The following is a 23,992-nucleotide window of genomic DNA, read 5'->3' as shown; positions in this document are numbered from 1 at the left end:
ACGTCAGCCGGCACCGCCGGGCAGGGTGAGGGTGACCGCGACCGGCAGGTGGTCGCTGGCGGTGCCGGGGGTCGCGACGGCGTCCGAGGCGACCAGGTCGGGTGAGACGAAGACGTGGTCGATCTGTTGACGCGGGTCGTCGGCCGGACTGGTCGCCAGCGGGCGGGCGGCGGCGAACGCGTCGACCAGACCGGCGCCGGTGAGCGCGGCGAACGCCGGGTCGCCCGGCTCGGTGTTGAAGTCACCGGCGACCACCAGCGGCAGGCCGTCGGCGTACCCGGTGGCGAACTCGGCGACGGCACGGGCCTGCACCACCGGATCCGCACCGGGCGGTGGTTGCAGGTGCGTGCTCACCACGGCCAGGCGTACGCCCTCGCTGAAGTCCACGGTCACGCCGAGCGCCTGCGCGCCGGTGGGTGCGCCCACGGCGGGCAGCACCCGGGTCCGGGCCCGGTCCACCGGCCACCGGCTGAGCACCGCGTCGCCCCAGAGCGCGTCGGCGGCCGGCGCGAAGACGTACGGCAGGCCCAGCCGGGCGGAGAAGAGGTGCAGGGTGTCGTGGCCGCCGTTGAGCAGCCAGCCCCGGTCCACCTCGCTGAGCGCCACCACGTCGGCGCCCCGGACCGCCCGTTCCAGGGCGGGCAGGTCGAACCGGCCGTCCATGCCGAAGCCCATCCGGATGTTGTAGGCCACCACCCGCACCTGCTCGGGCGGACCGGGCCGGTTCGTCGCCACCGGCCACGGCTCGTGCACCACCGCCGCGACGACGGCGGTCAGCGCGGCGAGCACGGCGATCGGCACCCTGGGCAGCTGGGCGAACGTGCTGGCCCCCGGGACGGCCGGAGCAGCCGCTGGAGCGCCGAACTCCTCGGTGGCCGGTGCGGTGGCCGGACGGGGCCGAAGACGGCCCTCCAGCGCGATCAGGCCGGTCAGCGCGGCCACCAGGGCCGGCAGCCACCCGTTGGGATAGCCGAGGTCGTAGGCGGCGTAGTAGAGCACCGAGACGACCGCGAAGACGAGCATGCCGCCCACCGCCGCGTACCCCCGACGGGTCGCGGACCGTGCCGACGGCACGGCGGCCCCGTCGGCCGACGCCAGGCAGCCGCCCAGACCGGCCGCGCTGAGCAGCACCGCGACGGTCAGCATCGCCGGCGGGCCGTACCCGAACAGCAGGGCACCGGCCAGCAGCAGCCCCGGCCACACCAGTCGGGTACGCGGCCGGGGCGGAGTCAGGGCGGCGAGCAGGAACACCGCCAGCGCCAGGCCGAGCGGCGCGAACGCGAACAGCGGGGTCGAGGCGGTGCCCGCCGCGCCGAACCAGTAGGACGTCGCGGTGCTCACCACCGCCGGTGCCAACGCCACCATGCCGCCCAGCAACAACGCCGGCCCGACGAGCAACCACGCCCGACCGTGCGGCACCGGCGTGGACGTATCGGAACGACGGGCGAGCAGGACCTCACCGGCGAGCAGCGCCACCACCATCACACCGCCGGCCACCCACGCCGCCCAACTCCCCCACCACACCAGGTCGTACGTGCCGACCAGAACGTGCCCGAGCGCCGCGGCGGCCAGTCCGAGCGCCAGTCCGGGTACGGTGCGCTCGCCCCGGACCGCGGTCGCGGCGAGCCACACCAGACCGGCGAGCAGGCCGGCGCCGGCGAGCCAGAGCTGCGCGTCGCCGCCGGGGCCGGCGGTGAGGGCGAGCCGGGCGACGCCCAGCAGCGCCACGGCCACCACGCCGACCACGCGGCTGCCGACCAGCCGGACGAGCGGCGGTGCGGCGAGCGCCAGCACGAACCAGCCGAGGGCGAACGCCCCGAGCAGCTCGGCCGGAGTCGAGGCGGCCTGCCCGAAGATGGTGATGACCGACGGCAGGAACACCCGCAGCACGTCGGTCAGGACGACGAGACCGAGGGCCAGGGTGGCGGTACCGAGATGGCGGTGACGCGACACGGTTCCTCTTTCGCCGAGGGGTGGTCCGGCGATTCTGGGCGTCGTGCCCCGCCCCGTCAACGTCTCTCGGATGCGGACCTTCGGCGGCGGACCCGACGGACATGGCGAGGGCGCCCGCCGTGCGGCGGACGCCCTCGTCGTACGACCGGCTCAGCGCCGGGTCGCGCTCTTCCTGGCCGGCGCCTTCTTCGCCGGTGCCTTCTTGGCCGTCGCGGTCTTCTTGGCCGCGGTGGCCTTGGACGCCGTGGCGGTCTTCTTCGCCGGGGCGGCCTTCTTCGTGGCGGTCGTCTTCTTGGCGGTCGTCTTCTTGGCCGCGGCGGTGGTCTTGGTCGCCTTGGCCGCGGTCGTCTTCTTCGCCGCCGCCGTGGTCTTCGTGGCGGTCGTCTTCTTTGCCGCGGTGGCCTTCGCCGTGGTCGTCTTCTTGGCAGCGGTCGCCTTCGCACCCGTCGCCTTCGCACCGGTCGCCTTCGCACCGGTGGTCTTGGCGGTGGCCGCGGCGGTCTTCTTCGCCGCCGCCGTGGCCTTCGGCACCTTGCCGTTGGCCACCATCTCCTTGAACCCAGCGCCCGGACGGAAGGTCGGCACCGAGGTCTTCTTGACCTTCACCGCCTCCCCGGTACGCGGGTTGCGGGCTGTTCGCGCGCCCCGTACGCGCTTCTCGAACGCTCCGAATCCGGTGATCGCCACCTTCTCGCCCTTGGTGACCGCCGCCTGGACCTCAGCGAGGACCGCGTCGAGCGCGGCCGTCGCCGTTTTCCGGTCCCCCAGGCGAACGGCGAGCGCCTCGATGAGCTCGGCCTTGTTCACTACTTCCTCCTGATTGTGCAACTGACTCGACGCGAGCCATTCTGCGCGCACGGTATGCCCTGTGCTGCCCGGACACAAACATTCGGTGGAAAAAAGCCCTTGTGTCGTAACGGATTCGCCCCCACCGGTGGCACCGGTGGGGGCGAAATCGGCGACGGAGCCGGGTGAACGGCCTAGGCGACGCGGGGCAGGAAGGGCGACCGAGTGCCCTCGAAGGCACTGATCTGCGCCTCGTGACGAAGGGTGAGTCCAATGTCGTCCAAGCCCTCCATCAGCCGCCAGCGGCTGAAGTCGTCGAGCGGGAACGACCACGTGGAACCGCCCGCCTGGACCTGCCGGGCGGTGAGGTCGACGGTGATCGCGGCCTTCGGGTCGGACTCGACCAGGGCCCAGATCTCCTCGACGGCTTTCAATTCCAGCTCGACCGGGAGCAGACCCTCCTTGAGGGCGTTGCCGCGGAAGATGTCACCAAAGCGCGGCGAGATCACCGCCTGGAAGCCGAAGTCGCGCAACGCCCACACGGCGTGCTCCCGCGACGACCCGGTACCGAACTCCGGACCGGCCACCAGAATCGAGGCACCCGAATATGATTCATCGTTGAGTACGAATCCCGGGTCCTCCCGCCACGCGCTGAACAACCCGTCGGCGAATCCGGTACGGGTCACCCGCTTGAGGTACACGGCCGGGATGATCTGATCCGTGTCCACGTCGGACCGACGCAGCGGCACGGCGGTGCCGGTGTGCACGGTGAACTTGTCCATCTGTCGCAGCCCTTCTCTACAGGTCGGCGGGGGCGGCCAGCCGACCGGCCACGGCGGTGGCGGCGGCGACCGGCGGGCTCACCAGGTGGGTACGCCCACCCCGGCCCTGCCGGCCCTCGAAGTTCCGGTTCGAGGTGGAGGCGGAACGCTGCCCCGGGGAGAGCGTGTCCGGGTTCATGCCCAGGCACATCGAGCAGCCGGCGAAGCGCCACTCGGCACCCGCGTCGGTGAAGACCTTGTCCAGCCCCTCGGACTCGGCGGCCTCGCGTACCGCGGCGGAGCCCGGCACGACCAGCATGCGTACGCCGTCGGCGACCTGGTGGCCGCGCAGCACGTCGGCGGCGGCCCGCAGGTCCTCCAGCCGACCGTTGGTGCAGGAGCCGACGAAGACCACGTCGACCGAGAGGTCCCGCAGCGGCGTGCCGGGCCGCAGGTCCATGTACTCCAGGGCCCGACGGGCGGCGGCCCGCTCCGGCTCGGTGCCGAAGTCGTCCGGGTTCGGCACCGCCGCGCCCAGCGGCGCGCCCTGGCCCGGGTTGGTGCCCCAGGTGACGAACGGCGTGATCTCGGCCGCGTCCAGCGTCACCTCGGCGTCGAACGTCGCGCCCTCGTCGGTGGGCAGCGTCCGCCAGTACGCGACCGCGGCGTCCCAGTCCGCGCCGGCCGGTGCGTTCGGCCGCCCCTTGAGGTACGCGAAGGTGGTCTCGTCCGGCGCGATCATGCCGGCCTTGGCGCCCCACTCGATGGACATGTTGGCGATGGTCATCCGGCCCTCCATGGAGAGCGCCCGGATCGCCTCGCCCCGGTACTCCACGATGTGCCCGCGCCCGCCGCCGGTGCCCACCTTCGTGATGAGCGCGAGGACCAGGTCCTTGGCGGTGACGCCGGGACGGAGTCGGCCGTTGACGGTGACCGCCATCGTCTTGGGGCGGGCCTGCGGCAGCGTCTGGGTGGCCAGGACGTGTTCGACCTCACTGGTGCCAATGCCGAACGCCAGCGCACCGAACGCGCCATGGGTGGCGGTGTGCGAGTCGCCGCAGACGATCGTCATGCCGGGCTGGGTGAGCCCGAGCTGCGGCCCGATGACGTGCACGATGCCCTGGTTCTCGTCGCCCAGCGGGTGCAGCTTCACGCCGAACTCGGCGCAGTTGCGGCGCAGCGTCTCGATCTGCGTACGGGAGGTGGGGTCGGCGATGGTGAGCAGGTCACCACGACGCTGCCGGAACGAGGGATCGGCGTACCCGGTCGGGGTGTTGTGATCCTCGGTCGCGAGCGTGAGGTCGGTACGGCGCACCGGGCGACCGGCGAGCCGCAGCCCGTCGAAGGCCTGCGGGCTGGTCACCTCGTGCAGCAGGTGCAGGTCGATGAAGAGCAGATCGGGCTCACCATCGGCGGACCGGACCACGTGTGCGTCCCAGACCTTCTCGGCCAGGGTCCTCGGCTCAGGAGTGACTCCCACCATCTGGACATCCTAAATTCTGGGAGGTAAATTTCGGCTTGTGGGACACAGTATGAGCGGTGTCGGCGTTCTCGACAAGGCGGTGGTCATCCTGGCCGCCTGTGTCGACGGCGCCAGCCTGGCCGAACTCGTTGAACGCACCAAGCTGCCCCGGGCCACCGCGCACCGGCTGGCACAGGCGCTGGAGATCCATCGGATGCTGGTCCGGGACACCCAGGGCCGTTGGCGTCCCGGTCCACGCCTGGGCGAACTGGCGAACGCCGCACCGGACGTGCTGCTGACCGCCGCCGAGCCACTGCTGGCCGCGCTGCGCGATGCCACCGGCGAGAGCGCGCAGCTCTATCTGCGCCGGGCGGACGAACGGATCTGCGTGGCCGCCGCCGAACGCGCCAGCGGCCTGCGGGACACCGTCCCGGTGGGCTCGGTGCTGCCGATGGTGGCCGGTTCGGCGGCGCAGATCCTGCTCGCCTGGGAGCCGCCCGAGGCGGTGATGCCGCTGCTGCCCCGGTCCAAGTTCACCGGCCGCACCCTCGCCGAGGTACGCCGCCGAGGCTGGGCGCAGAGCGTCGCCGAACGCGAGGCCGGTGTGGCGAGCGTCTCCGCACCGATCCGGGACCGCACCGGCCGGGTCATCGCCGCGATCAGCATCTCCGGCCCCATCGAACGGCTCGGCCGCCGCCCCGGCGAACGTCACGCCATGGCCGTCGTCCGCGCCGGCCAACGCCTCTCCGGCCTCTAACCCACCCTCCCCTCCCCTCCCTCCCCACCCGGCTTGTTCGCGGTGATCAAGGAGTTTTGGTCACCGGCAGGGCCCGAGCCCGACGCAAACTCCTTGATCAACTCGCCGGAGAGTGGGCTGGGGCGGGAGTGGGAGTGGGAGGTAACGGGGGGGGGGTGGGATGGGAGAAGCCCGCCTCGCGGGGCGAGACGGGCTTCGGTGTGGTAGCCCCGACCGGATTCGAACCGGCGCTACCGCCTTGAGAGGGCGGCGTCCTGGGCCGCTAGACGACGGGGCCAAGACTTTCCTGGTTCACCACCCCTGCGGGCGGTGCGGCAGTAGTCTAGCGGCGCCCTTCGCAGCGGCGGAATCTGGGGTGGGGCGGTGCCGTCCGGCGAGGTCGGAGGCGGTTTCACCCGATCGGGTGAGGCGCGACGCCCGGCCGGCGGCAGCCGGGCCGGAGGGTCGGGCGGCAAGAGGTGGGCAGCCGGGCCGGAGGGTCGGGCGGCAGGAGGCCGGGCGGAAGTGGGGTGGGCGGAGATCGGGCGGCAGGGGGCCGGGCGGTCGAGCGCGCATCGGCTGCCGCAGCTCGACTCACCCACCACAGCGAAACGGCCCGGCCCGCTGAGCGGGACGAGCCGTCACCTGAATTTGTAGCCCCGACCGGATTCGAACCGGCGCTACCGCCTTGAGAGGGCGGCGTCCTGGGCCGCTAGACGACGGGGCCAGAACACATTGCGACACCACCGCGCGGTGGTGTCGCCAAACTCTACCAGAACTCGCGACCGACGCCCTTGCAGAGCATCGGTGCTGAACTCCACCAGAATCCAGCGGCCTCGATTCTTGCGAATCGCGGCTGCGCTGGGGTACCAGGACTCGAACCTAGACTAACTGAACCAGAATCAGTTGGGCTGCCAATTACCCCATACCCCATTGGCCCCTTGCGGCGCCGGGGGCAAACTCTACCCTCCCGGCACCGACGGGCCAAATCGACTTCCCCAAACCGCCCTTGAGCTGCGTAAACGGCGGTCAGGTCGCGGACACGACAGGGTTGGCCAACTCGCCGATCCCCTCGATCCGGACGGCCACCGTATCCCCGTCCGTGAGCGGGCTAACCCCCGCCGGGGTGCCGGTCAGGACGATGTCGCCGGGAAGCAGCGTCATCACGTGCGAGACGTACGACACCAGGGCTGGCACGTCGAAGACCATGTCCCGGGTACGGCCGAGCTGACGGACCTCCATCTCCTCCGGGTCGCGTCCCACCTCGCAGCGGATCTCCAGGTCGGTGACGTCCAGACCGGTGGTGATCCACGGACCGATCGGGCAGAACGAGTCGAACCCCTTGGCCCGGGTCCACTGGCTGTCGGAACGCTGGAGGTCCCGGGCGGTGACGTCGTTGGCGCAGGTGTAGCCGAAGATCGCCCGTTCGGCGGCGGCCCGGTCGGCGCGGCGGGCGCCCGGGGCACCGATGACCACGGCCAACTCCGCCTCGTGCTCCACCTGCTTGCTGAACTCGGGCAGGCGGATCGCGTCCCGGGGGCCGATGACGGAGGTGGAGGGCTTGAGGAAGAGCAGCGGCTCCTTCGGTACCTCGTTGCCGTGCTCGGCGGCGTGCTCGGCGTAGTTGCGGCCGACACAGACCACCTTGCTGGGCAGGATCGGCGAGAGCAGGCGGACGTCGGACAGCGCCCACCGGACACCGCTGAACGTGATCTGGCCGAACGGGTGTCCGGTGATCTCGGCGACGGTCAACCCCTGCGGGCCCGCCTCCGGCTCCCCCTCGACGACCCCGAACGACATTCCCTTGGCATGAGCGAAACGAGCGATACGCACCAGGCCAATCTAGTCCGGTCGCAGACCGGACCGACCAGCGCAATCTCGTCCGGCCGCAGACCCGACCGCCCAGGCCGATCTCGTCCGGCCGCAGACCGGACCGCCCAAGCCAATCTCGTCGGATCGCAGACCGGACCGCCCAGGCCAACGCAGTCCGGCCGGATCGACGGTGGCGCAGCGTACCCGCGACGATCAGCGTCGGGGCCGGATTCGTCGCTTCGTACCCGCACGACGTGCGCGCGCACCTAGCGTCGGCTGCGGAGGTTCGTTCGCATGCCTGCATCGACACGACACCACAGGAAGCTCGCGGCGATCGTGCACTGCGTCGGTCTGCTCACGGCGCTGCCGGTCCTGCCGGCGGCCACCGCCCCGGACGCACCGGCGCCCGGTCGGCCGCACGCGGCAGCCGCCACGCCCGAGCCCACCATGCCGTCGGCACCGCCGGCGGTGCCCACGCCGACCCGGGTCGCCTCACCGGCGGCCAGGCCGGAGATCAGCGTGGCGGTGAGACCGCAGAACACCGCCGCGCCCGGCTACCGGATCGAGGTCCGCAACCGGGGCGACGCGCCGGTCTCCACCACGGTGCGCCAGGAACTGCCGCAGGGCGCCACGGCGACGACGATCAGCGGCGGCGGCCGGGAGGTACGCCCCGACGGGTCACCGGCGACCGAGGTGACCTGGCGTCTGAGCCTGCCGCCGCGCAGCACCAGGACGTTGGACACCACGTTGACCGCCGCCTCCGCGCAGCAACCGCTGACCACGCCCGCCTGCGCCTACGGCACCGACGACCAGCAGCCGTACGACTGCGCGTCGGCCACCTGGACGTCCCCGGCGGCACCGGCGGCCGGTGCGGCGGCGGAGTCGGGCTGGCGGCATCAGGCGCCCGCGCTGCTCGCCGGTGCGATCGCGGTGCTGGTGCTCGGCGTTATCGGCTTCGTCACCTGGCGTCGACGCAGGCGGCCGGTCGCCGCCGCGCTGGCCTCGGAGGGCCGGGGGACGGTGTACCCGCGCCCGGCCACGCCCCGGCCCCCGGTCCGTCGCCGTACGCCGCCGGTCTGGCTGGTGGTGCCGGTGGCCGCGACGGTGCTCATCGTCACGATCGGGGTGGCGGCGTGGACCGCCACCCGGCGGGTCGCCGCGATCGACACCGACAGCCAGCCGACCAGCGGCGCCTGGAAGGGCACCGGGATCAGCGGTGGGATCGGCGTGCCGCTGACCGAGGACGCGTTCGAGTTCACCGTCTATCGGATGGCCTGTGAGCCGGGCCGAGGCGCCCGCCAGTGCCAGGCGACCGTGGGGGTGCGCAACGTCACCCCGGAGCACCACACCTGGCACGGCAAGTTGCAGCGGGCGTACCTGGCGGACGGCAACTGGGTCACCACCGACGAGCAGGCCACCCGGCGGGCCAACCGGGGGCGGGACGTCTTCGCCGAGCCGATGGCGGCGGGCAGTCGTACGGTGCTGCCGCTGGTCTTCACGGTCGACGGCGCGGAGCCGCCCCGGCACCTGGAGTTGCGCAGCGGGGTCTTCTCCGCCGGCGTGCGGGTGGACGTGCCCTGACCGGCGGGCGGGCGGCGGCCGTACCCTGGGACGATGACCGCCGCCCTCGCCCCCGCCGTGCTCGACGCGGCCGACTGGCAGGCGCGCCGCCGCGCCCACGAGGAGCGGGTGGACGGCTGGCTCAGCGGGCACCTGGAGCGCCGCAGGCGGGGCGAGAAGCATCCGGTGGAGGACTTCCTCTTCACCTACTACTCGTGCCGGCCGGCGCAGTTGCGGCGATGGCATCCGGGTGTGGGGGTGCTGTTGCGCGAGGCGGACGCGGTCGACTTCGGTCCGGACTACCGGCTGGTCGACGGTGGGGTCGTCCTCGACACCGGGGCGGTCCTGGCCCGTCGTGGCGAGTCGGTGCGCTGGATCGGGTCTCTGCTGGCGGCGACCTCGGCACGCCCCGCCCACCTGGGCTGTTTCGGGATGCACGAGTGGGCGATGGTCTACCGGCAGAACCAGGACGAGGTCCGGCACCGCGCCTGGCCGCTGCGGCTGAGCCCGGAGCGCACCGCCGAGGTCGTCGAGGAGCGCGGCGTACGGTGCAGCCACTTCGACGCGTACCGGTTCTTCACCGAGCCGGCCCGCCCGCTCAACGTGCTCCGGCCGACCCGGGACACGCAGCACGACCACGAGCAGCCGGGCTGCCTGCACGCCAACATGGACCTGTACAAGTGGGCGTACAAACTCTCCCCGCTGGTGCCGTCGGAGCTGGTCGCCGACGCCTTCGCGCTGGCCCGGGAGATCCGCACGCTGGACATGCGGGCCTCGCCGTACGACCTGGCGGCGCTCGGCTACCCGCCCGTGCGGGTGGAGACCCCGGAGGGGCGGGCCGCGTACGCCGGGGCGCAGCGGGAGTTCGCCGAGCGGGCCGGGGTGCTGCGCGATCGGCTGCTGGCGGCGATCCCCGCCTGACACCGGGCGGGGCCACCTCCGATGGACGCGGCCCCGCACCGATGCTCAGGAGGCCGTGCAGCTCACCGTCGGGACGATGGGGGTGCCGGCGGTGCTGGCCAGGAAGCCGAACGTGGTCTGGGCACCGGAGGCCAGCGCGCCGTTCCAGCCCGCGTTACGGGCAGTGACCGTCGTTCCGCTCTGGACCACCTCGGCACCCCACGCCTGAGTGATCCGTTGACCGACGGCGGTGTCGAATCGCACCGTCCAACCGGCGATCGCGGTCGACCCTCCATTACGGACGGTCACCTCTCCTTGGAATCCGCCCTGCCACTGTCCGGCCACCCGGTAGCTCGCCACGCAGCCGCCCACCGGCGGCGTGGGCGTCGCGGGAGGCGTGGGTGTCGCGGTGGGCGTGGGCGTCGCGGTGGGCGTGGGCGTGGGTACGCCGGTCAGGGCCGCCACCAGCGCCGGGTACCAGCGGTCGGCGATCTTCTGGTCGCCCGCGGCGTTCGGGTGCACCCCGTCGTACGTGTCGGTGGTGGTGCTGAAGCCGGTCCACTGGTCCACCACCACGATCGGCGACTGGGCGGTGGTCTTGCCCGCCGCCCACCCGTCGACGGCGTTGTTGAGGGCGACGACCCGCTGGCCGCACTCGGGGCAACTGCTCGGCGCCATCGGAATGATCTTCGCGACCAGGACGCGCATGGCGGGGTTGGCGGCCCGCATCTGGTCCACCAACCGGCCGTACGCGGCCAGGATCGTGGCCGGAGCGAGGTTGCTCCACACGTCGTTGGTGGCGAAGTGCATGAGGACGACGTCCGGGCGGGTGGCCGACAGCCAGCCCGGCAGCAGGTTCTGGTTGGCCACGTTGGTCACCAGGTACCCGCCGTGCCCCTCGTTGTCGCCGTCGTACGGCTGGCCGCAGCCCTGCGGGCCGAGGGTGCCGACGAAGTCGACGGCGGTGTGCCCGGCGGACTGGAGGCGGTTCCAGAGCACCGCCCGCCAGCAGCCCGGCGAGCCGGTGATGGAGTCACCGAGCGGCATCACGCGTACCGGGTCGGCAGCGGCGACGGCGGGTGCCGGTCGGTTGTCGGCGGAGGGAGCGGCCGGTGCGGCGGCGGAGGGACGGGCCGCGACCGAGCCGGCGGCGAGGGCGAGGACGACCGCCGCGACGGCGGCGGTGGAGGCGGTCAGCAGGGACCTTCGGAGCATGGTGGAGGGACTCCCGTCACGAGTGGTGGCTGTGGTGACCGGCCCTGGCGCTCCCGCCGACAGTCAACCAGACGCAACGATGTTCATCAATCGATGGCCGCAGCCACCGCCTCGCGCCGCGCTACTCGCCGTCCGCTCGACGGTCGCGTTTGCGCTGCGAGCGGCGCTTCTTCTCGGCGAGCCGACGCTCCTTGGCGGCCCGCGACGGGCGGGTCGGCCGACGCGGCGGGGGTGGCGGGGCGACCGCCTCGCGCAGCAGTGCGGCGAGCCGCTCCCGGGCCGCCTCGCGGTTGGCGAGCTGCGCCCGGTGCTCACTGGCGGCGATGGTCAGCACGCCGTCGACCAGCCGGCCGGCGAGACGCTCCAGCGCCCGCGCCCGCAGCGACTCCGGCAGGCTGGGCGACCCGGCCAGGTCGAAGCTCAGCTCGACCCGGGAGTCGGTGGTGTTGACCCCCTGACCGCCGGGCCCGGACGACCGGGAGAACCGCTCCCGCAGCTCGGCGGCGGGGACACTCCACCGGTCGGTCACCCGCAGTCCGTCGTCCACGCACCGAGGCTAACGTGCCGGCGGCTACTTCGGAGCACTGCTCGGATTCGACTCCGGCACGGTCGACTCGTCGCCACCGGCCGCCGCGTACGCGACCGCCCCGACCAGCAACAGGGCGATCACCCCGACCTTCGTGGTGACTACCTTGATCAACAGCCAGGCAGCGCGACGCGCGCCGGGCACGGTCTTCTTCGCCGCCCGGTAGTCGTTCCAGCCGCGCCGGGCCCGCGCGTACGACGACCCGACACCACTTCCGATGATGAGGCCCACCAGCAGGAGGACCGCGATGAGAGGACGCTCCACCCACGCCAGTATCCATACTCAGCGTAATATTTCCATTCTCCGATCATTGACCGCCAGAAACCCGACAGACCGCGCATCCGCACGTAATCGGACAGTGACCGTACGTGACATCAGCCGCCCTTGCCGATGATCGTGTCGGCGGTCTGCTGCACCTGCTCGATCGGGATGGCGAACCCGATGCCGATCGAGCCGTTGCCGTCGATGGTGGCGATCGCGGTGTTCACCCCGACCACCTCGCCCCGGGCGTTGACCAGCGGCCCACCGGAGTTGCCCGGGTTGATCGAGGCGTCGGTCTGCACCGCCCGGTGCCGGTTGTCACCGAGGCGGACCTGGCGGTCCAGCGCACTGACGATCCCCGCGGTGACCGTGCCCGGCAACCCCAGCGGCGAACCGACCGCCAGCACCGGCTCGCCCACCCGGGTCGATCCCGGCTTGGCCAACGGCAACGCCGTCAGCCCGGCGGACGGCGGCACCCGGAGCACGGCGAGATCGCTGCCCGGTTCCCGGCCCACCACCTCCGCCGCGAGCCGCCGGCCGTCCGGCAGCTCGACGGTCACCGCACCGCGTCCCTTGGCCAGGATGTGGTCGTTGGTGATGATGTGCTGCTCGGTGTCGACGGCGAACCCGGAGCCGGTCGCCGAGGCGCCGCCCCCGTCGCCCACCAGCACCGACACCACTCCGGGCACGGTCTTCTCGGCCGCGGTGACCAGCTCGGCCGGCACCGGGGCGGCGGATGCCGCAGCCGGACCCGGTACACCGTCACGACCGGCCACCCAGCCCCCGGCCAACGCCCCCGATCCGGTGGAGAGCGTCACCACCGCCAGCCCCGCCAACAGCCGGCGGCGCCAACTCCACGCCGCCCGGTCACCGCTCGTCCCGTCCGGTCCGCCCCGCCCGTCCGGGCCGAGGTCCGGCGAGACGAACCAGGGCCCGCGTGGCTCACCCAGTCCGGTCTGCACTGCCATTCGTACGCTCCTCACGTGTGGCGGGCCCGGGTCGGCCGGGTCGACGGGGCGGATCAGGGCAGGCGGGAGAACCACCGCATCGAGCCGTACGCCGCACCCATCGCGAACACCAGTCCGAGCCCGATGAACCGGGACGAGACGTCCTGCCGTACCTTGCGCCAGCCCACCGAGCTGCCGATGTCGTCGTAGACGGCCCGCAGCTCGTCGCTCGTCGCGGCCTCGTGGAAGACGCCGCCGGTCTGCTCGGCGACGGCCTGCAACGTCTCGCCGTCCACCGGCACCTGGATCGGCCGACCGCCCCGGTCCACGAAGCCGCTCAGCGTGCCGAACGAGATCGTGTGCACCGGCACCTCGACCGCGACGGCGTCGGCGGCGGCCTCCATCGGGTCCATTCCCGAGGTGTTCGCCCCGTCGGAGAGCAGGATGATCCGGGCCGGTGGCGGCTGGGTCGCGGCGGCCTCGTCCAACGCCTTCACCGCCCCCAGCGAGGTGCTGATCGCCTCGCCGATCGCGGTGCCCTGCACGCCGGTCACCCCCTCGGCGAGACGCTCGATGCCGTCGTGCAGGGCCTCCCGGTCGGTGCTCGGCGGCACCAGCACCGCCGCGCTGCCGGCGAAGGCGACCAGCCCGACGTTGAACTCGTCCGGCAGACCGTCGACGAACCGCCGGGCGGCGCTCTTGGCGGCGGTGAGCCGGTCCGGGTCCACGTCACCGGCGAGCATCGAGGTGGACACGTCCACCGCCACCATCACGGTGGCCCGTTCCCGGGGCACCCGCACCTCGGCGGTGGGTCTGGCGAAACCCACCACCAGCAGCGCCAACATGGCCAGGAAGAGACCGGCGGGCAGGTGCCGCCGCCAGGTCGGGCGCCGGGGCGCGACCCGGTCGAGCAGCCGCAGGTTGGTGAAGCGGACCGCGTAGCGGCTGCGCCGCCGTTGCGCCACCAGGTAGGCCAGCGCCAGGGCCAGCACGCCGAGCAGGAGCCAGAGCCGCACCGGTGACTGCCAGATCATGCCGCACCTCCCCGGTGCGGGCCGGCTCCGGCGGCGGCCAGCCGCCGTTGCGCGTGGACGTGCCGCACGACGTCGGCCGCCCAGTCCCGGTCGGTGCGCAGGCTCAGGTGGGTCGCGCCGGACCGGCGTACCGCGTCCCGGACCTGGTCGCGTTGGGCGGCGGCGGCTGCCGCGTACCGCTCGCGCAGCCGCCGGTCGCCGGTCCACACCTCGCGCCGCTCGCCGGTCTCCGGGTCGGCCAGGGTGATCAGACCGACGTCCGGCAGTTCCAGCTCACGAGGGTCGGTGATCTCCACCGCCAGCACCTGGTGCCGCACGGCCAGCCGGCGCAGCGGGCGTTCCCAGGTGGCCGGCAGCCGGGGATCGTCGGGCAGACCGTCGAGGAAGTCGGAGACCACCACCACCAGGCCGCGCCGATGGGCCACCCGGTGCACCGCCGCCACCGCGTCGGAGAGGTCGGCCGCGCCGGGCGACGGCCCACCGGGCCCGTCGTGGCCGCCCACCCGGGGTTCGGCCAGCAGCCCGCGCAGCAGGCCGAGCAGATGGGTACGCCCACCGCGCGGCGGCAGCCGACGCAGCCCGGAGGTGGTGAGCACCTGGGCGCCGAGCCGGTTGCCCGGACCGGTGGTGAGGAAGCCGACCGTGGCGACCGCGGCCACCGCCAGTTCCCGCTTGTCCAGCTCGGCGGTGCCGTACTCCATGCTGGGGCTGGCGTCCACCAGCAGCCAGGTGGTCAGTTCCCGGTCGGCGTCCACCTGCCGGACGTGCGGCACGGTGGTCCGGGCGGTCACCGACCAGTCCATCCGGCGGACCTCGTCCTCGCCGGGCCGGTACTCCCGGCTGCCGGCGGGTTCGCTGCCCGGACCGGGCAGCAGGCCCCGGTGCTCGCCGTGCAGCATGCCGTCGAGGCGGCGGGTGACGGTCAGTTCCAGCCGACGCAGCCGCTGGTCCGGAGTGAGGTCGGCGAGCACCGGATCGGCCGGTACGGGCACCGGGGCGGATCGGCGGGCCATCAGGCGGCGGCCAGGTCAGGGGCGTACTCGGGCTGGCCGGTGGCCGCCACCCGGGGCAGCGGGACCACCTCCACCAGGCGGCGCACGACGGCCTCGGCGGTCACCCCGTCGGCGACCGCGTCGAAGGAGAGCACCAGCCGGTGCGACAACACGTCACCCGCGAGTTCCCGGACGTCATCGGGCAGCACGTACTCCCTGCCGCGCAGCAGCGCCTGCGCCCGCGCGGCGGCGACCAAGCCGAGGGTGGCGCGCGGGCTGGCGCCGTACGCCAGCAGCGGGGCGATCTCCGGCAGCCCGAACCGGACCGGGTCCCGGGTGGCGAGGATGAGACGGACCACGTACTCGGCGATCGCGTGGTGCACGAAGACCTGCGCGGCCTGCCGCTGGAAGGCGCGCAGGCGGTCCGCGTCGAGCACCGGACGGGCCCGTGGTCGGTCGGCGCTCATCCGATAGAGGATGGCCAATTCGTCGGCGCCGTCCGGGTAGCCGACGAGGATCTTCATCAGGAAGCGGTCACGCTGCGCCTCGGGGAGCTGGTAGACCCCCTCCGACTCGATCGGATTCTGGGTGGCCAGCACGAGGAACGGCTCCGGCACCCGGTAGCTGCGCCCGCCGATCGAGACCTGACGTTCGGCCATCGCCTCCAGCAGCGCGGACTGCACCTTGGCCGGGGCCCGGTTGATCTCGTCCGCGAGCACCAGGTTGGCCATGATGGGCCCGAGTTCGACGTCGAAGCTCTCCTTCGACGCCCGATAGATGCGGGTACCGACGATGTCCGAGGGGACGAGGTCGGGAGTGAACTGGATGCGGGAGAAGGTGCCGCCGACGACCGTGGCGAGCGTCTGCGCGGCGAGCGTCTTGGCCACCCCCGGCACGCCCTCCAGGAGGCAGTGCCCGTCGGCGATCAGGGCGACGAGCAGGCGCTCGACGAGCCGATCCTGCCCGACGATCACGCGTTTGACCTCGAAGAGCGTCTGGTCCAGCTCGGCTGCGGTCGCGTCCGGATCGACCGGGCTGGGCAGGCTGGCCATGGTGTCCGAGATGTCCGTCACGGTGCTTGCTTCCCGAGGCGGACCTCGGGCAAACGTCGGAATTACCGGCCCTGCCCGGCCCAGACGGGTCGACCGCCACCGTTACGACGTGGACCGTCCCGGACGCCGCGAAGGTGCCGGTCGCGGTCGTTCGGTGCCGAACCGGGACGGCGGTCCCGCAGCACGACAACGGCCCCCGCCCGGCGGGGCGGAGGCCGTTGACAGTGCGCCGCTCAGCGGTGCACGAGAAGGAAGAACGGCAGGTCGGCGGCGACGCCGGCGGAGTTGCGCGTCTGGATGAACACCCCGTTCGGAGTGAGCAGCCGAGGTGCCACCGAGACCTCCCCGCCGGGCGGGACGCAGCACGAGTCCGGCCGGCCGATCGTCGCCACGTAGATACCCGTGGTGACGTTGGTGCCGAACTGCACCTCGTACTGGCCGACGCCGTACTTGATGACGACCCCGTCACCGCGGGCCTTGGTGCCGTTGGCGTTGACCGCCGTCGCGTACCCGGAGGTGCTGGCGGCGGCGACCTCGCCCTTGGCCAGCAGGGACCGGGCGCTGTTCATCGAGGCGGTGGTGACCGCCGGCTGCTGCGCGGTGGCGCGGGCGGTGGGCTGGTTGCCCGACACGGTGGGCTTCGCCGCGGCGATACCACCGCCGGCGAGGGCCAGGGCCAGGGCCGCGATCGACACCGCGGCCGCCTTCCGTCGGAAAAATCTGGTCATGACAGGTCTCCCTTGGTGACCGTGGGGATACACCCGACCCGCGACACGCGGGGCGGATAGTGCCTATTTCGAGGTCGGGCCGCAGTGACCGCCGAACGCTGGATGCGTCATTTTTATTCGCTTCCACAAACGGCTGCACTCGATGGCCCACAAACGCTCTGAGCTGGGAAAATCTCCCGACCGCAACCACCCGACCAGCAGGAACGTAACACCGGAAAATACCGTCGGTCAATAACCCTTCACGCTCCTGAAGCAATGTCGGAACATCGTCAGCAATTGTGAGAGACACATTCGCGAACGAGGCGTGAGAACCATTCGGTCAATCGCGTACGCGGTGGATCTCCGCCGATCGCCGGTCGTCGGGCGACGGCTACCCTGCCTGCTGTGGCGATCACCCTCGGCCGGCCGTCGACGCTGTCCGGACGTACCGTGCTCTGCTGGCTCGCCGTCGCCCCCGGGGCCGGGTGGGCGGTCGTCCGGCTGGCCGGGCTGGACCGGGGACCGTTGGTGCAGGCGCTGGCCTTCACGCCGTACGCGCTGCTCGGCAGCCTGATCCCGGTGGTGCTCGCGGTCGCCCTGCGACGCCGCTGGCCAGCGGTGGTCGCGGCGGTGACCACGGCGGCGCTGCTCGCGGCGGTCGTGCCCCGCGCGCTGCCCTCGCCGCAGCCGACCGTCGACGGGCCGGAACTGCGCGTGCTCACCGCCAACCTGCTGGCCGGTGCCGCCGACCCACGGACGGTGGTCGCGCTGGTCCGGCAGGCGCGGGTGGACGTGCTGGTGGTGCAGGAGTTCACCCCGACGGCCCAGGCCGACCTGGACCGGCTGGGCCTGGCCGACCTGCTCCCCCATCGGCAGCTCAACCCGATGGACGGCACGCCGGGCTCCGGGCTCTACGCCCGCCACCCGATCGGCGACGGCGGCGTCCGCCAACTCCGTGGCGGCTGGAGCTTCACCCAGGCGTACGCGACGGTGGCGGTGCCCGGGGCGCCGGCCGTCCGTGTCGAGTCGGTCCACCCGGCGGCCCCGTACGCGGTGGACCAGGTGCCCGGCTGGCGCGCGGACCTGGCGGCCCAACCAGCGGCCACCCCGGACGGGCCGCTGAGCATCCTGGCCGGTGACTTCAACGCCACCCTCGACCACGGCCCGCTGCGTGCCCTGCTACGCACCGGGTACGCCGACGCCGCCGCCTCGGTCGGCGCCGGGCTGACCGGCACCTGGGGGCCGTACGACGGTGACCCCATCCCGCCGGTCGTGATCGACCATGTACTGGTCGACCGCCGGATCGCGGTACGCGCCGTGACGGTGCACCCGCTACCCGGCAGCGACCACCGGATGGTCCTCGCCGACCTGCGCCTGCCCTCGACCGCCGGCTAGCCGGGTGCGGTGCTACACGCGGGCGCGGTCGAGGCCGTACGTCAGCGCGTCGACCAGGGCGTGCCAGCTCGCCTCGACCACGTTGGGGTGCACGCCGACGGTGGTCCAGCCACCGCCCCGACCGTCGGCGGTCTCGACCAGCACCCGGGTGACCGCGCCGGTGCCGTGGCTGCCCTCCAGGATGCGGACCTTGTAGTCGGCCAGCTCGAAGTTGCGCAGCTCCGGGTAGTGCCGGCCGAGGCCGACGCGCAGCGCCTCGTCGAGCGCGTTGACCGGGCCGTTGCCCTCGGCCGTGGCGATCACCCGCTCGCCGCGTACCCGGATCTTGACGGTCGCCTCGGAGACCACCGCGCCGTCCTCGCGGTGCTCGACCAGCACCCGGTACGACTCCAGCGCGAACGGCCGGGCCGGTGCCGCGTCCGGCAACTCGGAGCGGACCAGCAGCTCGAACGAGGCGTCGGCGGCCTCGAACGACCAGCCACCGGCCTCCAGTTCCTTGACCCGGTTGGTGACCCGGGACAGCGTCTCCGGATGGCCGGCCAGATCCAGCCCCAGCTCACGACTCTTGAGCTCGATGCTGGCCCGGCCGGCCATCTCGGTGACCAGGATCCGCATGTCGTTGCCCACCACCTCGGGTTCGACGTGGTTGTAGAGCAGCGGATCCACCTTGATCGCACTCGCGTGCAGCCCCGCCTTGTGGGCGAAGGCGGCGGCCCCGGCGTACGCCTGGTGGGTGTCGGGGGCGATGTTGGCGATCTCGGCGATGGCGTGGGAGACCCGCACCATCTGCTCCAGGCAGCCCTCCGGTAGGACCGGCAGCCCGAGCTTGAGCTGGAGGTTCGCCGCGACGGCGAAGATGTCGGCGTTGCCCGGCCGCTCGCCGTACCCGTTGGCGGTGCCCTGCACGTGGCGGACGCCCGCCTCGACGGCGGCGAGGGTGTTGGCGACCGCGCACCCGGTGTCGTTCTGCGCGTGCATGCCGAGCACCTCGGGTGCGACCCCGATCCGGTCGGTGAGGTCGGAGATGGCCGCGGTGACCCAGGAGGGCAGCATCCCGCCGTTGGTGTCGCAGAGCACGAACCGCTCGGCCCCGGCCGCCAGCGCCGTCTCCACCACCGATGCGGTGTACGCCGGGTCGTGGCGGTAGCCGTCGTAGAAGTGCTCGCCGTCGACGAAGACCCGCCGCCCCTCGGCGACCAGGTGGGTCACCGTGTCGTGGATCATCGCCAGGTTCTCCTTGGCGGTGGTGCGCAGCGCCCGCTCGACGTGCCGCAGGTCGGCCTTGGCCACCAGGGCGATCGCCGGGGTCTGCGCGTCGAGCAGGCCGCGCACCTGCGGGTCGTCGGCGGCGACCGCGCCGGCCCGGCGGGTGGCGCCGAAGGCGACCAGCACCGCGTGCTTCAGGTCGAGCTCGGTCCGCGCCCGGCGGAAGAACTCGGTGTCCTTGGGCACCGCACCCGGCCACCCGCCCTCGATGAAGCCGACGCCGAACTCGTCGAGCAGCCGGGCCACCGCGAGCTTGTCGACCACCGAGTAGCTGACCCCCTCGCGCTGGGCACCGTCGCGCAGGGTCGTGTCGTAGACCTGGAACGTCATGGGGGAGATCCCTTCGTACAGGCACCGGCCGACGCAACAAAAAGACCCCCCGCGGATGCGGGAGGTCTGCGCGCTCGGCGGAGGGAGAAGCCGGCGCGCTAGTTGCCAATAATGAGGGCGGTGCTGGTCACGGTGGGTACTCTGCCACTCTCAGACAGCCTGTGGGAGAAACAATCCACATGTCGGGACGGGACATCGAGGCGGATTCCCCGCAGTGGGTGTAGAAGACGTCGCGCCGGGTACGTGTCTTCGGGACAGCGAACCACTTCCTCCGAGACGACTGACCACAGTCGGGGCAGGAGAGATCCCATGGACAGGATCAACCCGGACAGCACGCACGCCACGCCCGACCCGGCGCTGCACGGCACTCAGTCCGACCCGACGCTGCGCGCGGTGTCGAGCGAGGACGTCACCATCCAGGGCGACCAGGGGACGGTGCCCGGCGGCGCCCCCGCCGGCGCCTTCGACCCGTGGAGCTACCGGGACGAGGCCGGAGTGGCCGGCGCCAACCTGGTCGGCTACAAGGTCGAGGCCACCGACGGGTCGATTGGCAAGATCGACAGCAACAGCGCGGAGGTCAACGCGAGCTACCTGGTCGTCGACACCGGGCCGTGGATCTTCGGCAAGAAGGTCATGCTGCCCGCCGGCACCGTCAACCACGTCGACCACGAGGAGCAGAAGGTCTACGTCGACCGCGAGAAGGACCAGATCAAGGCCGCTCCGGAGTACGACGAGACCGCCACCGACCCGGCGTACCGGGACAAGCTCGGCGGCTACTACAACGACACGTACGCCGCCACCCCGCCCGGCCACCTCCGCTGACGACTCCCCTGCAGGGCGTACGGCCTGACGGCCGGTGGGCATCCGCCCGCCGGCCGTCTACCGTGACAGGGGTGGACGCCATCGAGGTCAACCGCAGGATCCCGTTCACCACGACGTTCAACTTCCGGGACGTCGGCGGCTACCGGGGGCACGACGGCCGGACCGTACGCACCGGCCGGCTCTACCGCTCCGACTCGCTGCACCGCATCGGCGACGGCGACCGGGACGCCTTCGCGGCGCTCGGTGTCCGCACGGTCATCGACCTGCGTCGGCCGCACGAGGTGGAGCGGGACGGCCGGGTCCCCGAGTTCGACGGGCTGACCTACCGCAACATCCATCCCGAGCACGCGGAGTGGGCCGGGCTGTACGACTCGCACACCGACCTGGCCCGCTACCTCGCCGACCGGTACGCCGACCTGGCCCGCACCGGCACGGCCGGGCTGGCCAAGGCGATCGGGCTGATCGCCGACGCGGCGAACAGCCCGGTGGTGGTGCACTGCGTGGCCGGCAAGGACCGCACCGGGATCGTCTGCGGGCTGACCCTCGCCGTGCTCGGCGTCGACGACGAGGAGATCGCGTCGGACTACGCGTTGAGCACCGAGGCCTCGCAACGGTTCAGCGAGTGGGTGGCCGCCACCCTGCCCGACGCCCCGGCGTTGCCGGCGCCGTTCCTGTCCTCGCCGGCCGAGACGATGCTGCTGTTCCTCACCGAGATCCGGGCGGGCCACGGCTCGGTCGAGGACTACCTGCGGCACGCCGGAGTCACCGACGAACAGCTCACCGCCCTGCGCACCCATCTGCTCGCCTGAGCGAGCGCACCCGACGCCGCTGCCGCGCGCACGGCGCTACACCGTCCGGATGTTAGGAAGGGTCCCCTGCTATGCCGTAGGCGTTAGCAGGGGACCCTTCCTTGCATCTCAGAGCAGTTCAGAACGGCTCAGAGCACGCGGTGGACCCAGCCGGCCGGGTCGGTGCCCTTGCCCCGCTGGATGTCGACGAGCTGCTGACGCAGGCCCATGGTCACCGTGCCCGGCGCGCCGCCGCCGACGGCGAACTCCCCCTCGGGGAAGCGCACCACGCCGATCGGCGTGATCACCGCCGCCGTGCCGCAGGCGAAGACCTCACGCAGCCGGCCGCTGGCGGCGTCGGCACGCCACTCGTCGAAGGTCACCGGACGCTCCTCGACCCGGTGTCCGGCCGCCTCGGCCAGCATGATCACCGATTCCCGGGTGATGCCGGGAAGGATGGTGCCGGTCAGCGGCGGGGTGGCCACCGAGCCGTCGTCGTAGACGAAGAAGACGTTCATGCCGCCCAGCTCGTCGACGTACTTGCGCTCCACCGCGTCCAGGAAGACCACCTGGTCGCAGCCGTGCTCGATGGCCTGTGCCTGGGCGGCCAGCGACGCGGCGTAGTTGCCGCCGCACTTGGCCGCGCCGGTGCCACCGGGCCCGGCCCGGGTGTAGTCGGGCGAGACCCAGACCGTCACCGGCTTGACGCCGCCGGAGAAGTACGCCCCCACCGGCGAGGCGATCACCGAGTAGAGGTACTCGTTGGCCGGCCGGACACCGAGGAAGACCTCGCTGGCGAACATGAACGGCCGCAGGTAGAGGCTGCCGTCCTCGCCCTCCGGGATCCACTCGCGGTCGATCTCGATCAGCCGGTGCAGCGAGTCGACGAAGGTCTCCTCGGGCAACGTCGGCATCGCCATCCGGGTCGCCGAGATGTTGAACCGGGCCGCGTTGGCGTACGGGCGGAACATGGTCACCCCGCCGTCCGCGGCGCGGTACGCCTTCATTCCCTCGAAGATCTCCTGCGCGTAGTGCAGCACCGCGCTGGCGGGATCCATCGGGATCGGCGCGCGCGCCTCGACCCTGGCGTCGTACCAGCCCTTGCCCTCGGCGTAACGGACGGTGATCATGTGGTCGGTGAACACCCGACCGAATCCGGGGTTGGCCAGCAGCGCGGCCCGATCGGCGGCGGATACCGGCGCGGGATTCGGACGGATCTCGAAGTCGAGCTTGTCACCACCGCTCATTGCGCTGACCTCCCTGGGGGTACGACGACATGCACCGACCGCATGCCGGAAACTTTTTGTGCCAGAAACTTACCCCGAACGGTCGTTCAGCGGGTAGGTCGACCGGCGGGTAGCAAGCCGACAACCGGTACGGAGCCCACGGAACGTGCTGATCGACGCGGGGTCGTGCCGAGGTCCGGGAGTTCGCCCGGCGCGCACCTCGAACCCTCGTCACCGGGATCACCGGCGACGCAGCGGCAACCTCAGGCGGATACCTGCGCGGCGATCCGGTCGCCTACCTCGGCCGTACGCAGGGTTACGTCCGGGCCACGGGCGGCCAGCTCCGCGCTGACCGCGGCGGTGATCCGGGCGGCGGCGTCGGCGTGCCCGAGCTGGTCGAGCAGCAGGGCACCGGAGAGCACGGCGGCGACCGGGTCGGCCACGCCACGGCCGGCGATGTCCGGCGCGGAGCCGTGCACCGGCTCGAACATCGACGGGTACGTCCCGTCCGGGTTGATGCTGCCGCTGGCGGCCAGGCCGATCCCGCCGGTGACCGCGGCGGCGATGTCGGTGAGGATGTCACCGAAGAGGTTGTCGGTGACCACCACGTCGTACCGCTGCGGCTGGGTGACCAGGAACATCGCGGCGGCGTCGACGTGCTGGTACTCGGTGGTGACGTCCGGGTGCTCGGCGGCCACCGCCTCGAAGGTGCGGGCCCACAACGAGCCGGCGTGGGTGAGCACGTTGGTCTTGTGCACCAGCGTCACCTTGCGCCGCTCGCGCCGACGGGCGCGGGCGAAGGCGTCCCGGACCACCCGCTCCACCCCGTGCCGGGTGTTCAGGCTCTCCTCGGTGGCGATCTCCGCCGGGGTGCCCCGGTGCAGCGCGCCGCCGGCACCGGCGTAGAGGCCCTCGGTGCCCTCGCGGACGACCACCAGGTCCACCTCGCCGGACTTGACGGTGGCCAGCGGGCTGGCCACGCCGGGCCAGAGGCGCGACGGGCGGAGGTTGACGTACTGGTCGAAGGCGAACCGCAGCTTGAGCAGCAGGCCCCGCTCCAGCACGCCGGGCGGGACGGTCGGGTCGCCGACCGCGCCGAGCAGGATCGCGTCGTGCTCGGCCAGCTCGGCCAGCACCGAGTCGGGCAGCACCTCGCCGGTGCGGTGGTAACGTGCCGCGCCGAGGTCGTACTCGGTCGCCTCGACGCCCGGCAGCACCGCGTCGATGACCTTGCGGGCCTCCGCGACCACCTCGGGTCCGATCCCGTCCCCGGCCACCACCGCGATCCGTGCCACCGTCAGCTCCTTCGCTCGTATCGGGTCGACCGTACGCTGCCGTCCCGCCTCCCGGTACGAGTGTTCCACTTTTCGGGAAATCGCCGACGCACAGCACCTTCCCAGG

General features: G+C 72.4%; 22 protein-coding genes and 3 tRNA genes. 6 read left to right on the top strand and 19 right to left on the bottom strand.

Annotated features, from left to right (window positions below):
• Window positions 1-3 precede the first annotated feature (3 nt).
• The 4 genes from ACWDVW_RS12110 to leuC form a co-directional block, all read right to left on the bottom strand.
• Complete coding sequence (locus ACWDVW_RS12110; protein ID WP_449947255.1) at window positions 4-1,953, bottom strand: endonuclease/exonuclease/phosphatase family protein; 1,950 nt, start codon at window positions 1,951-1,953, stop codon at window positions 4-6.
• A gap of 150 nt (window positions 1,954-2,103) precedes the next feature.
• Entirely contained in the window at window positions 2,104-2,760 is a 657-nt protein-coding gene (locus ACWDVW_RS12105) for an HU family DNA-binding protein (RefSeq protein WP_350693600.1), read from the bottom strand.
• Window positions 2,761-2,933: 173 nt separating this feature from the next.
• Window positions 2,934-3,521 carry a 3-isopropylmalate dehydratase small subunit gene (gene leuD / locus ACWDVW_RS12100; protein ID WP_350693599.1) on the bottom strand — a complete coding sequence of 196 codons (588 nt, stop codon included), beginning with the start codon at window positions 3,519-3,521 and terminating at the stop codon, window positions 2,934-2,936.
• A gap of 16 nt (window positions 3,522-3,537) precedes the next feature.
• Entirely contained in the window at window positions 3,538-4,983 is a 1,446-nt protein-coding gene (gene leuC / locus ACWDVW_RS12095; RefSeq protein WP_449947252.1) for a 3-isopropylmalate dehydratase large subunit, read from the bottom strand.
• Window positions 4,984-5,032: 49 nt separating this feature from the next.
• Here leuC and ACWDVW_RS12090 point away from each other — a divergent pair, with 49 nt between their 5' ends.
• Window positions 5,033-5,719 carry an IclR family transcriptional regulator gene (locus ACWDVW_RS12090; RefSeq protein WP_091084913.1) on the top strand — a complete coding sequence of 229 codons (687 nt, stop codon included), beginning with the start codon at window positions 5,033-5,035 and terminating at the stop codon, window positions 5,717-5,719.
• A gap of 201 nt (window positions 5,720-5,920) precedes the next feature.
• On the opposite strand, the gene ACWDVW_RS12085 is transcribed toward ACWDVW_RS12090, so the two are convergent.
• The 4 genes from ACWDVW_RS12085 to ACWDVW_RS12070 all read right to left on the bottom strand — a co-directional run bounded on the left by ACWDVW_RS12085 (window position 5,921) and on the right by ACWDVW_RS12070 (window position 7,531).
• Window positions 5,921-5,996, bottom strand: a tRNA-Glu gene (locus tag ACWDVW_RS12085).
• Window positions 5,997-6,352: 356 nt separating this feature from the next.
• Window positions 6,353-6,425: transfer RNA gene (locus tag ACWDVW_RS12080), tRNA-Glu, on the bottom strand.
• Between the two features lie 134 nt (window positions 6,426-6,559).
• A tRNA-Gln gene (locus tag ACWDVW_RS12075) sits at window positions 6,560-6,631 on the bottom strand.
• Window positions 6,632-6,727: 96 nt separating this feature from the next.
• Window positions 6,728-7,531: a fumarylacetoacetate hydrolase family protein gene (locus ACWDVW_RS12070; protein WP_350693595.1), complete on the bottom strand. Its 804-nt coding sequence runs from the start codon at window positions 7,529-7,531 to the stop codon at window positions 6,728-6,730.
• A 273-nt stretch (window positions 7,532-7,804) separates the two neighbouring features.
• On the opposite strand from ACWDVW_RS12070, the gene ACWDVW_RS12065 reads away from it, so the two are divergent.
• Entirely contained in the window at window positions 7,805-9,091 is a 1,287-nt protein-coding gene (locus ACWDVW_RS12065; protein ID WP_449947247.1) for a hypothetical protein, read from the top strand.
• Window positions 9,092-9,124: 33 nt separating this feature from the next.
• Window positions 9,125-9,991 carry a 3-methyladenine DNA glycosylase gene (locus tag ACWDVW_RS12060; protein ID WP_449947244.1) on the top strand — a complete coding sequence of 289 codons (867 nt, stop codon included), beginning with the start codon at window positions 9,125-9,127 and terminating at the stop codon, window positions 9,989-9,991.
• A 45-nt stretch (window positions 9,992-10,036) separates the two neighbouring features.
• Here the strand turns inward: ACWDVW_RS12060 and ACWDVW_RS12055 are convergent, their stop codons facing one another.
• The 8 genes from ACWDVW_RS12055 to ACWDVW_RS12020 all read right to left on the bottom strand — a co-directional run bounded on the left by ACWDVW_RS12055 (window position 10,037) and on the right by ACWDVW_RS12020 (window position 16,785).
• Window positions 10,037-11,185, bottom strand: coding sequence for a cellulose binding domain-containing protein (locus ACWDVW_RS12055; protein WP_449947241.1), 1,149 nt, complete (start codon window positions 11,183-11,185; stop codon window positions 10,037-10,039).
• Window positions 11,186-11,306: 121 nt separating this feature from the next.
• Complete coding sequence (gene arfB, locus ACWDVW_RS12050; protein ID WP_396749215.1) at window positions 11,307-11,732, bottom strand: alternative ribosome rescue aminoacyl-tRNA hydrolase ArfB; 426 nt, start codon at window positions 11,730-11,732, stop codon at window positions 11,307-11,309.
• A gap of 24 nt (window positions 11,733-11,756) precedes the next feature.
• Entirely contained in the window at window positions 11,757-12,035 is a 279-nt protein-coding gene (locus ACWDVW_RS12045) for a hypothetical protein (protein ID WP_449947238.1), read from the bottom strand.
• A 110-nt stretch (window positions 12,036-12,145) separates the two neighbouring features.
• Window positions 12,146-13,000 (bottom strand): S1C family serine protease, encoded by an 855-nt coding sequence (locus ACWDVW_RS12040; RefSeq protein WP_449947235.1) that lies wholly within the window; start codon window positions 12,998-13,000, stop codon window positions 12,146-12,148.
• A 53-nt stretch (window positions 13,001-13,053) separates the two neighbouring features.
• The gene (locus tag ACWDVW_RS12035; RefSeq protein ID WP_396749220.1) at window positions 13,054-14,013 is read right to left on the bottom strand and encodes a VWA domain-containing protein; all 960 of its coding nucleotides are present in this window, start codon (window positions 14,011-14,013) and stop codon (window positions 13,054-13,056) included.
• Window positions 14,010-15,026, bottom strand: coding sequence for a DUF58 domain-containing protein (locus ACWDVW_RS12030; RefSeq protein ID WP_449947232.1), 1,017 nt, complete (start codon window positions 15,024-15,026; stop codon window positions 14,010-14,012). Before ACWDVW_RS12030 ends, ACWDVW_RS12035 begins: the two co-directional genes overlap by 4 nt.
• A complete protein-coding gene (locus ACWDVW_RS12025) occupies window positions 15,026-16,078 on the bottom strand; it encodes an AAA family ATPase (RefSeq protein WP_449947229.1) in 1,053 nt (350 codons plus the stop codon). The genes ACWDVW_RS12030 and ACWDVW_RS12025 overlap by 1 nt, the downstream gene beginning before the upstream one ends.
• Window positions 16,079-16,290: 212 nt before the next feature.
• Entirely contained in the window at window positions 16,291-16,785 is a 495-nt protein-coding gene (locus ACWDVW_RS12020; protein WP_449947226.1) for a hypothetical protein, read from the bottom strand.
• Window positions 16,786-17,169: 384 nt separating this feature from the next.
• On the opposite strand from ACWDVW_RS12020, the gene ACWDVW_RS12015 reads away from it, so the two are divergent.
• Window positions 17,170-18,159: an endonuclease/exonuclease/phosphatase family protein gene (locus tag ACWDVW_RS12015; protein WP_396749230.1), complete on the top strand. Its 990-nt coding sequence runs from the start codon at window positions 17,170-17,172 to the stop codon at window positions 18,157-18,159.
• A gap of 12 nt (window positions 18,160-18,171) precedes the next feature.
• On the opposite strand, the gene cimA is transcribed toward ACWDVW_RS12015, so the two are convergent.
• On the bottom strand, window positions 18,172-19,755 hold the full coding sequence (cimA, locus tag ACWDVW_RS12010; RefSeq protein ID WP_396749233.1) for a citramalate synthase: 1,584 nt from the start codon (window positions 19,753-19,755) through the stop codon (window positions 18,172-18,174).
• A 309-nt stretch (window positions 19,756-20,064) separates the two neighbouring features.
• Between cimA and ACWDVW_RS12005 the strand changes: the two genes are divergently transcribed.
• Together ACWDVW_RS12005 and ACWDVW_RS12000 are read left to right on the top strand one after the other, a co-directional pair.
• On the top strand, window positions 20,065-20,577 hold the full coding sequence (locus tag ACWDVW_RS12005; RefSeq protein WP_449947221.1) for a PRC-barrel domain-containing protein: 513 nt from the start codon (window positions 20,065-20,067) through the stop codon (window positions 20,575-20,577).
• Window positions 20,578-20,648: 71 nt separating this feature from the next.
• The gene (locus ACWDVW_RS12000; RefSeq protein ID WP_449947218.1) at window positions 20,649-21,386 is read left to right on the top strand and encodes a tyrosine-protein phosphatase; all 738 of its coding nucleotides are present in this window, start codon (window positions 20,649-20,651) and stop codon (window positions 21,384-21,386) included.
• Window positions 21,387-21,514: 128 nt separating this feature from the next.
• On the opposite strand, the gene ACWDVW_RS11995 is transcribed toward ACWDVW_RS12000, so the two are convergent.
• Window positions 21,515-22,612 (bottom strand): branched-chain amino acid aminotransferase, encoded by a 1,098-nt coding sequence (locus ACWDVW_RS11995; protein WP_396749240.1) that lies wholly within the window; start codon window positions 22,610-22,612, stop codon window positions 21,515-21,517.
• 242 nt (window positions 22,613-22,854) lie between these two features.
• Window positions 22,855-23,886 (bottom strand): 3-isopropylmalate dehydrogenase, encoded by a 1,032-nt coding sequence (locus ACWDVW_RS11990; protein ID WP_350693569.1) that lies wholly within the window; start codon window positions 23,884-23,886, stop codon window positions 22,855-22,857.
• Window positions 23,887-23,992: the final 106 nt, after the last annotated feature.

This window comes from Micromonospora sp. NPDC003241 (assembly GCF_053589795.1).
Note: the sequence above shows the minus strand (reverse complement) of the source record. Positions and strands in the feature narration are given on the sequence as shown.

Bases quoted from the DNA above. Each gene is read 5' to 3' on its own strand.
- leuD (WP_350693599.1), bottom strand. From the start codon at position 3,521: ATGGACAAGTTCACCGTGCACACCGGCACCGCCGTGCCGCTGCGTCGG.
- leuC (WP_449947252.1), bottom strand. From the start codon at position 4,983: ATGGTGGGAGTCACTCCTGAGCCGAGGACCCTGGCCGAGAAGGTCTGG.
- ACWDVW_RS12090 (WP_091084913.1), top strand. From the start codon at position 5,033: ATGAGCGGTGTCGGCGTTCTCGACAAGGCGGTGGTCATCCTGGCCGCC.
- ACWDVW_RS12065 (WP_449947247.1), top strand. From the start codon at position 7,805: ATGCCTGCATCGACACGACACCACAGGAAGCTCGCGGCGATCGTGCAC.
- ACWDVW_RS12060 (WP_449947244.1), top strand. From the start codon at position 9,125: ATGACCGCCGCCCTCGCCCCCGCCGTGCTCGACGCGGCCGACTGGCAG.
- ACWDVW_RS12055 (WP_449947241.1), bottom strand. From the start codon at position 11,185: ATGCTCCGAAGGTCCCTGCTGACCGCCTCCACCGCCGCCGTCGCGGCG.
- ACWDVW_RS12040 (WP_449947235.1), bottom strand. From the start codon at position 13,000: ATGGCAGTGCAGACCGGACTGGGTGAGCCACGCGGGCCCTGGTTCGTC.
- ACWDVW_RS12035 (WP_396749220.1), bottom strand. From the start codon at position 14,013: ATGATCTGGCAGTCACCGGTGCGGCTCTGGCTCCTGCTCGGCGTGCTG.
- ACWDVW_RS12030 (WP_449947232.1), bottom strand. From the start codon at position 15,026: ATGGCCCGCCGATCCGCCCCGGTGCCCGTACCGGCCGATCCGGTGCTC.
- ACWDVW_RS12020 (WP_449947226.1), bottom strand. From the start codon at position 16,785: ATGACCAGATTTTTCCGACGGAAGGCGGCCGCGGTGTCGATCGCGGCC.
- cimA (WP_396749233.1), bottom strand. From the start codon at position 19,755: ATGACGTTCCAGGTCTACGACACGACCCTGCGCGACGGTGCCCAGCGC.
- ACWDVW_RS12005 (WP_449947221.1), top strand. From the start codon at position 20,065: ATGGACAGGATCAACCCGGACAGCACGCACGCCACGCCCGACCCGGCG.
- ACWDVW_RS11995 (WP_396749240.1), bottom strand. From the start codon at position 22,612: ATGAGCGGTGGTGACAAGCTCGACTTCGAGATCCGTCCGAATCCCGCG.